We start from the raw sequence: 7,161 nt of genomic DNA, 5'->3' as shown, positions 1-7,161 counted from the left end.
GTCTGCCCCGTTCCGGCGGAAGCGCCGCGCCGCGCGGTGCTCGTCGCCTCGCAGATACTGGGGATGGCGCTCACGCGCTACGTGCTGCGGTTCGGCCCCGCCGCCTTCCAGGCCGCGATCGACGCGAACGCCACGGTCCGCCCGGTACGCATCACCTACCGCGCCGCGCCGCCCCGGAGTACCCCGACCACCGGCCGGACGGCGCCCGCGACGGGCTGCCGTCCGACCGGCCACGAGGGCTCCGCACCGGGAGAACACACCGCCCCGGCCGGCGCCGCCGCGTTCGTCGGCGACGATCCGCTCATCGCCTCACTGTGGCGGGTGGTGACGGCGGCCGGACTGACCGCCGAGATCCGCGTACTGCCGCCGATCCCGACGGCCGGCCGGCCGGACCGCCGGGCGCTGGCCCGCCGCGCTCAGACCGCCGTCGCCAGCGACAGCGCGAACCGGCCGGCGGAATCCGTCCACCATTGATCCAGCCGCAGACCGGCCGCTTCCACTTCTGCCCGGACACCCTCCTTGCGGAACTTGGCCGACACCTCCGTACGCAACTCCTCGCCGGCCCCGAAGCCCACCAGCAGATCCAGACCCGGGATCTTCACGGTGTGCGCCCGACGGGCCCGCAGCCGCATCTCGATCCATTCACGCTCCGGATCCCAGAGCGCCACATGATCGAAACCCGTGGGGTCGAAGTCCGCCCCCAACTCCCGGTTCACCACCCGCAGTACGTTCTTGTTGAACTCCGCGGTCACGCCGGCCGCATCGTCGTACGCGGCGACCAGCACCTTCTCGTCCTTCACCAGATCCGTACCGAGCAGCAGCGCGTCGCCGGGGGAGAGCAGTGACCGCACGGACTTGAGGAACACCGCACGCTCGTCGGGCAGCAGATTGCCGACCGTGCCGCCCAGGAACGCGACCAGCCGGGGCCCCGGGGTTCCCGGCAGCGCGAGACCGCCCGTGAAATCGGCGATCAGGGCGTGCACGGAGAGCTCGGGCCGCTGGGAGAGGATGGCCTCGGCGGCGCCGCGCAGCGCGCTCTCGCTCACATCGACGGGTACGTAACTGTGCAGCGCGGGCAGCGCGTCCAGCAGGTGCCGGGTCTTCTCGGACGACCCGGACCCCAGCTCGATCAGGGTCCGCGCCCCGGACGCCCGGGCGATCTCGCCGGCGCGGTCGATCAGGATCTCGCGCTCGGCGCGGGTCGGGTAGTACTCGGGCAGCCGGGTGATCTCCTCGAACAGTTCGCTGCCGTGCGCGTCGTAGAACCACTTGGGCGGCAGCGTCTTCGGGTGCCGGGTCAGACCGTGCAGCACATCGGCGCGCAGCGCCGCGTCCGTCGCGTCCACCGGCAGGGTACGGGTCAGCAGAAAGGGACTCACGCAGTGGGCTCCTTGAGCGGGGTCAGCAGAACTTCGGCGCGGGTCGCCGTCAGCAGCGTGCGGTCGGGGACCGTGCGCCAGCGCGGATCGTCGTCGTACGGCTCCGAGGCCACGACCGTGCGCAGGCCCGGCTCGGCGAGATACGACAGGGTGTCGCCCCAGGCCGTCGCCACGATCGTCGCGCCGTCGGTCAGCAACAGATTCAGCCGGGACTCCGGCGCCGCGGCCGCCACCTCCTGCACGGTGTCGGTGACGGCCTGCGGCAGTTCGTCGCCGTCGGCCAGACGGTGCCGTACGAGGGCCCAGACGAGGGCCGAGTCGCAGCGCGCGGTGAGCGTGAGCAGTTCGGCCGGCGGCAGCGCCGAGACGAGCGGAGCCACCGAGTGCGGCCAGCCCTTCACCGCACCGTTGTGGCTGAACAGCAGCGGCCCGGCGGCGAACGGCGCGGCCGCCGCCTCGCCGTCGGCGCCCGCCTCGGTGGCGTCACGGACGGCGGCGAGCAGCGCCGTGCTGCGCACCACCCTGGCCAGGTCGGCGAAGGTCTGGTCGCCCCAGACCGGGCCCCGGCGCCGGTAGCGTCCGGGTACCGGATCGCCGTCCGCGTACCAGCCGACGCCGAAGCCGTCCGCGTTGACCGTCCCGTACCGCTGGTGTCTCGGTGCCCAGGACTGGCGCACCAGCGAGTGGGGCGGTCGCGTCAGCAGTTCACCGAGGGGCACCAACGGTCCCAGGTAAGCGATATGACGGCACATCACTGATCCCTCGCGGTACGGAACCCGGAGAAGATCTGCCGCCGCACCGGCAGGTCCCAGTTGCGGAACGTCCCCCGGCACGCCACCGGGGCCACGGCGAACGAACCGCCGCGCAGCACTTTGTGGGCCGGCCCGAAGAACACCTCCGAGTACTCGCGGTACGGGAACGCCGAGAAGCCGGGATAGGGGAGGAAGTCGCTGGACGTCCACTCCCACACGTCACCGATCAACTGCCGTGCACCGTACGGGGACCGGCCGCGGGCATACGCCCCCGCGGGCGCGGGCCGCAGATGGCGCTGACCCAGGTTCGCCAGCTCGGGTGTCGGGTCCTCGTCGCCCCAGGGATAGCGCCGCGAACGCCCCGACACCGGGTCGTGGCGCGCTGCCTTCTCCCATTCCGCTTCCGTCGGCAGCCGGCGCCCGGCCCAGCGGGCGAACGCGTCCGCCTCGTACCAGCTGACATGGAGCACCGGTTCGTTCCCGGGCACCACCTCGGTGACCCCGAAGCGGCGGCGCAGCCACTGACCGGCGTCCCGGTGCCAGAACAGGGGAGCGGTCAGTTCGTGCTCGCGGACCATCGCCCACCCCTCGGGCGCCCACCAGCGCCGCTCGGTGTAGCCGCCGTCCTCGATGAACGCCTGGTACGCGCCGCAGGTGACCGGTGCCGTGTCGATGAAGAAGCCCGGAACGTCGCGCACATGCGCCGGGCGTTCGTTGTCCAGGGCCCATGGCTCGGTGGACGTCCCCATGGTGAACGGGCCACCAGGGACAAGGACTTCGGCGGGAAGACCCGCCGCTTCGGTGGGGGCGGGCGGCACCGGCGCGCTGAGCACGGCCGGACCCGAACGGAGCTGATGAGTAATCAGCATCGTTTCGTCGTGCTGCTGTTCATGCTGGGCGATCATGCCGAAGGCGAAACCGGACCGCACCAGCGGACGGCCGTCGTCCAGTGCGGTGCCGTCGAGGATGTCCAGAGCCCGGCCGCGTACCTCCGCGGCGTACGAACGTGCCTCGGCGGGGGCCAGCAGCGGCAGGGAGGGGCGGGCTGCCCGGGGATGCTCGAAGGCGTCGTACAAGCCGTCGATCTCCGGGCGCATCGCCTCCCGCCCGGCCACCTGGCGCAGCAGCCACAGCTCCTCCTGATTGCCGATGTGCGCGAGGTCCCAGACCAGCGGGGACATCAACGGCGAGTGCTGGGCGGTCAGTTCGTGTTCGTCCACGCTGTCGGTGAGCAGCGCGGTGCGTTCCCGGGCGGTGAGCAGTGCGGCGAGGGCGCGCTGCCGGAGCGTCTCGGTGTCCGCCCCGTGCGGTGCGGATCCGGTGGGGGTGGGGAAGTCGGTCATGAGCGGGGCCCCTCGGGGTGGTGGCCCGGACCGCCGGGTGGAACCGGTGCGAGCAGTCCGGGGAGATCGTCGGCCGGACATCGGCCCCGGGCGACGAAGCGGTCGTTGAAGCCGGCCACGGCGTCCTGCACGGCCTCGGTGGCCCCGATCCGGGGCAGCGCCTCCAGCGCGGACTCGAAGCAGGTGGCCGCAGCGGCCCGTAGTTCGGCATCGGTCAGGCCGTCGCGGGCGGCGCGGACCCACAGCGGATTGCGCGGCGCCGGCTGTGTGCCGGCCGTCTCGGCCAGTGGTTTCACGGTGCGGTACACGGTCTCGGCGGCCTCCGGGTCGTCGAACAGGGCAGTGGTGACGGCGAGCGGCACCAGCCACCCGTCCGCACCGTGCTGTGCGTCGATCATGCGCAGTTCGAGATGGCCGCGCGGGCGCACGGGAGGGAAGAGCGTGCTGATGTGGAAGTCCAGATCGGCGCGCACCGGTGGTCTCGGCGCGCCGGTGCGGATCCAGTCGCGGAACGTCAGCCGCTCCGGCACCGCCCAGGGGCCGGTGTCGTCCCGGACGCACATCACCGGGCTGTCCAGCACATGTGCGGCCCAGGCGTCACGCGGCGGCAGATGGCCGGGCGGCGCCAGGGACCGCCAGGGATCGAGCTCGGCCCAGAGCGACTGCCGGGTGGACCGCCACGGTGTCGGGCGGCCGAGCCGGAGGGGCGAGTTCGCGAAGGCCGCCACCAGGACCGCGCCCAGCAGATGGCAGAGCTGCCAGCGCCGCCCGTAGCCGAGCGGACCCGGTTCCTCCTCTCCGGCGTCCAGACAGACCTGGACGGACGCGGTGGTGCACATCATGGCGCGACCGGCCGGTCCCGATCGGTCGAAGGAGACCTCCATGGCGTCGTAGCGGGGCTCACGCAGCAGGCGGCGCGGGGGGTGCCACGGGTCGACGCCGAGCCCCACAGGTGCGAGGTCCACCCGGTCCAGGGCGTCACGTACTGCGGTGAGATCGGCGGCGGTGGCATCGACGCACGCCATCAGGGAGTCGGCGGGGTGCGAGCTGAGCTCCAGCTGGCCGCCGGGTTCGAAGGTGAGCGCCGCGTTCAGGGGCAGGGCCCGGAGGATGTCGGCGGCTGCTTCGAGACGGTGGTGCGGGACGGGGACCCGGGGTTGATCCCGGTCGTGAATGAGCCATTCGAGTTCGACGCCGACCCTGCGGGGCGGTCCCGTCTTGAAACAGATGCAGCGCAGTAAATCCTCCGCCTCGCCCTCGCCGAGCGGCGGGGAATGGCCGGGCGGACCGTGGTCCCCGGGGGTGTCGGACGACATGCCGGGCCTCCTTCTCTCGGTGCCTCCCCACCACCCAAACCCCTGCGGATGGATCGCACAAGGGTGCCCCTGCGCGTCGGAAATCCGGTTGCGTCCATGCCGTCGGAGCGTCGAGCATGCCCCGTATGCACCACACGGGGGAGTACCGATGAGCGCACGGCTGCGCGGCATCGCGCGTGAGACCGAGGCCATCGTCGAGGCCGGCCGCTACCGCACTCAGGACGGGCGCGAGGTGAGCATCGAGCGCGCGCTGACCAGCGCACTCACCGGGACCAGGCTGTACGGTCCCGAGCCCGTGCCGGTGGCGGCGCTCGACTCCGGCCGCACTCCGGTCGTCGAGGTCACCGGAGAGAGCAGCCTCCGGGCGGCGCGCCGGATGACCGGCGAGGCCCCCGGCAAGGTCGCCGTGCTGAACTACGCCTCCGCCCGCAATCCCGGCGGCGGATACCTCAACGGCGCACAGGCCCAGGAGGAGGCCCTGTGCCGGGGCTCCGCCCTGTACGCCACCCTGCTGCGCGCCCCCGACTACTACGCCCACCACCGCGCGGAACGAAGCGCCTTCTACACCGACCGGGTGATTCACTCACCGGGTGTGCCGGTGTTCCGGGACGACCGCGGGCGGCTGCTCGACACCCCGTACACCGCGGGATTCCTCACCTCTCCGGCACCCAACGCCGGAGTCATCCGCAGCCGCACCCCCGAGGAGGCCCACCGCATCCCTGCCGCGCTTGCGTCCCGGGCGGAGCGGGTGCTGGAGGTCGCGGCGGTGCGCGGGTACCGCAGGCTGGTGCTGGGCGCCTGGGGCTGCGGGGTGTTCCGCAACGATCCGGCGCAGGTGGCCGGAGTGTTCCGGGCGCTGCTGCTCGACGGCGGCAGGTTCGCCGGGCACTTCGAACAGATCGTCTTCGGCATCCTCGACCGCGACCCCGAATCCGCCACCCGGTCCGCCTTCGACCGGACGTTCGGCGACCGGGGCGTGTAGTTCCGGATCAGCCGGGGTCGGTCGGGTAGACCGGACCAGCCTGGACCAGCCTGGACCGGCCTGGCCAGGCCGTACGCCGCCGGCCCGGAACGATCCGGACCAGCAGCCCTACTCCCAGCCGTAACGCTCCCGCAGCCGGCCGGCGACCAGGTCGAACCTGTCCCGGTCCAGCGCGGACGCCTCACGCCGCATCCCGTCCTCGTGCACCCGCAGGACCCGGTCCAGATCGACCCACGACGGGCGGCCGGAGCTGTCCCAGGGGCCGGCCCCGAGCGCCACCCACTCGCGGTCCCGGTCGTGCTGCTTGCTGGAGAGCTGTACGGCGAGCAGCGTGCCCGCCGCCTCGCGGGCCACCACCAGGACCGGGCGGTCCTTGCCGCGCCCGTCGTTCTCCTCGAACGGCACATACGTCCAGACGATCTCGCCGGGGTCGGGGTCGCCGTCCCGGTCGGGGGCGTACGAGGTGCGGACCGGCCCCACGTCGCGCGGGTCGGCCTCCGAGGTGGCGCTCGGTCCGGTGCGGCCCGGGAAGTCCGCCGAGCTGTCGATGCTGTCGTCACGGTGCTGGATGGTCATCCCCACACCGTAGGACCTGTACGGCCCGTTCCGTGGAGCGGGGCCGGTGCGCGCCCCGGATCGGTGCGCGCACCAGTCAGCCTCCGGCCGGACGGGTCAGGAGGGTGACCCGACCTCCTGCTCACCCGTCACCGGAATCCGCTGTTTGCGCGGCGAGGGCGGGGTGGCCGGAGCCGCTCCGTTCACCCGCGGTGCCGGTTCCGCCGGGCCGTTCTGACTCATCGTCGCCAGCAACTGCCGGGCCAGCCCCAGGCCCGTGCCGCCCATGGTCAGCGCCTTGGCGAACATGTCCGACATGCCGTCGGCCCCGTTCAGCAGCACCATGTGGTCGACACTGCCGAAGGCGCCCGCGCCCGCCTGGACGATCTCCGGCCACTTCTCGGCCAACTGCTGGGCGACGACCGCCTCCTGGTTATCCGCCAGGGCAGCGGCCCGCGCCTTGATCGCCTCAGCCTCGGCGAGGCCCTTGGCGCGGGCCGCCTCCGCCAGCGCCAGCCCCTTGGCCTGAGCGGCGGCGGCCTCCGCCTCACCCGTGGCCCTGGTCGCCGTCGCGGACGCCGCGCCGCGCGCCTTCGTCGCCTCCGCCTCCGCGAGCGCGGCCGTCTTGACCCGGTTGGCCTCCGCGACCGCGGCTAGCTCCGTCTCCCGGGCCTTCGCCTCGGCAGCCGAGATCCGGGCGTCGCGTTCCCCCTCGGCCAGGGTGCGCTTCTCGTACGCCTGGGCGTCCCCCGGCATGCCCTCAACGGCCTGGAGCAGGAGCTCACCCCGCTGGGCCGCCAGTACGGCGACCCGGGTCTCAGGTAACACGACCTC

7 protein-coding genes and 1 pseudogene are annotated in these 7,161 nt (G+C 72.9%); 2 read left to right on the top strand and 6 right to left on the bottom strand.

Features of this window, described 5'->3' with window-relative positions:
- Positions 1-474: pseudogene (locus tag ABZY11_RS41600) on the top strand (hypothetical protein); the annotation flags it as partial.
- Here the strand turns inward: ABZY11_RS41600 and egtD are convergent.
- The 4 genes from egtD to egtA are packed head-to-tail and all read right to left on the bottom strand — an operon-like array spanning position 417 to position 4,790.
- Entirely contained in the window at positions 417-1,379 is a 963-nt protein-coding gene (gene egtD, locus ABZY11_RS41595; RefSeq protein WP_356484148.1) for an L-histidine N(alpha)-methyltransferase, read from the bottom strand. The pseudogene ABZY11_RS41600 and the gene egtD sit on opposite strands and share 58 nt — an antisense overlap.
- Entirely contained in the window at positions 1,376-2,131 is a 756-nt protein-coding gene (egtC, locus tag ABZY11_RS41590; protein WP_356484147.1) for an ergothioneine biosynthesis protein EgtC, read from the bottom strand. The genes egtD and egtC overlap by 4 nt, the downstream gene beginning before the upstream one ends.
- Positions 2,131-3,474 carry an ergothioneine biosynthesis protein EgtB gene (gene egtB / locus ABZY11_RS41585; RefSeq protein ID WP_356484146.1) on the bottom strand — a complete coding sequence of 448 codons (1,344 nt, stop codon included), beginning with the start codon at positions 3,472-3,474 and terminating at the stop codon, positions 2,131-2,133. Before egtB ends, egtC begins: the two co-directional genes overlap by 1 nt.
- Entirely contained in the window at positions 3,471-4,790 is a 1,320-nt protein-coding gene (gene egtA / locus ABZY11_RS41580) for an ergothioneine biosynthesis glutamate--cysteine ligase EgtA (protein WP_356484145.1), read from the bottom strand. The genes egtB and egtA overlap by 4 nt, the downstream gene beginning before the upstream one ends.
- Before the next feature lie 148 nt (positions 4,791-4,938).
- On the opposite strand from egtA, the gene ABZY11_RS41575 reads away from it, so the two are divergent.
- On the top strand, positions 4,939-5,772 hold the full coding sequence (locus ABZY11_RS41575; RefSeq protein WP_356484144.1) for a TIGR02452 family protein: 834 nt from the start codon (positions 4,939-4,941) through the stop codon (positions 5,770-5,772).
- A 108-nt stretch (positions 5,773-5,880) separates the two neighbouring features.
- Here the strand turns inward: ABZY11_RS41575 and ABZY11_RS41570 are convergent, their stop codons facing one another.
- Together ABZY11_RS41570 and ABZY11_RS41565 are read right to left on the bottom strand one after the other, a co-directional pair.
- Positions 5,881-6,348, bottom strand: a complete 468-nt coding sequence (locus ABZY11_RS41570; protein WP_356484143.1) for a type II toxin-antitoxin system PemK/MazF family toxin — start codon at positions 6,346-6,348, stop codon at positions 5,881-5,883.
- A gap of 96 nt (positions 6,349-6,444) precedes the next feature.
- On the bottom strand, positions 6,445-7,161 hold a 717-nt coding region (locus ABZY11_RS41565), incomplete at its 5' end, for a flotillin domain-containing protein (RefSeq protein ID WP_356484142.1).

The sequence above is a fragment of the Streptomyces sp. NPDC006510 genome (genome assembly GCF_040611955.1).
In the GTDB taxonomy this organism is placed as follows: domain Bacteria; phylum Actinomycetota; class Actinomycetes; order Streptomycetales; family Streptomycetaceae; genus Streptomyces.
Note: the sequence above shows the minus strand (reverse complement) of the source record. Positions and strands in the feature narration are given on the sequence as shown.

Excerpts from the sequence above, each read along its gene's own strand:
- egtC (WP_356484147.1), bottom strand. The coding sequence starts at position 2,131 with ATGTGCCGTCATATCGCTTACCTGGGACCGTTGGTGCCCCTCGGTGAA.
- egtB (WP_356484146.1), bottom strand. The coding sequence starts at position 3,474 with ATGACCGACTTCCCCACCCCCACCGGATCCGCACCGCACGGGGCGGAC.
- egtA (WP_356484145.1), bottom strand. The coding sequence starts at position 4,790 with ATGTCGTCCGACACCCCCGGGGACCACGGTCCGCCCGGCCATTCCCCG.
- ABZY11_RS41575 (WP_356484144.1), top strand. The coding sequence starts at position 4,939 with ATGAGCGCACGGCTGCGCGGCATCGCGCGTGAGACCGAGGCCATCGTC.
- ABZY11_RS41570 (WP_356484143.1), bottom strand. The coding sequence starts at position 6,348 with ATGACCATCCAGCACCGTGACGACAGCATCGACAGCTCGGCGGACTTC.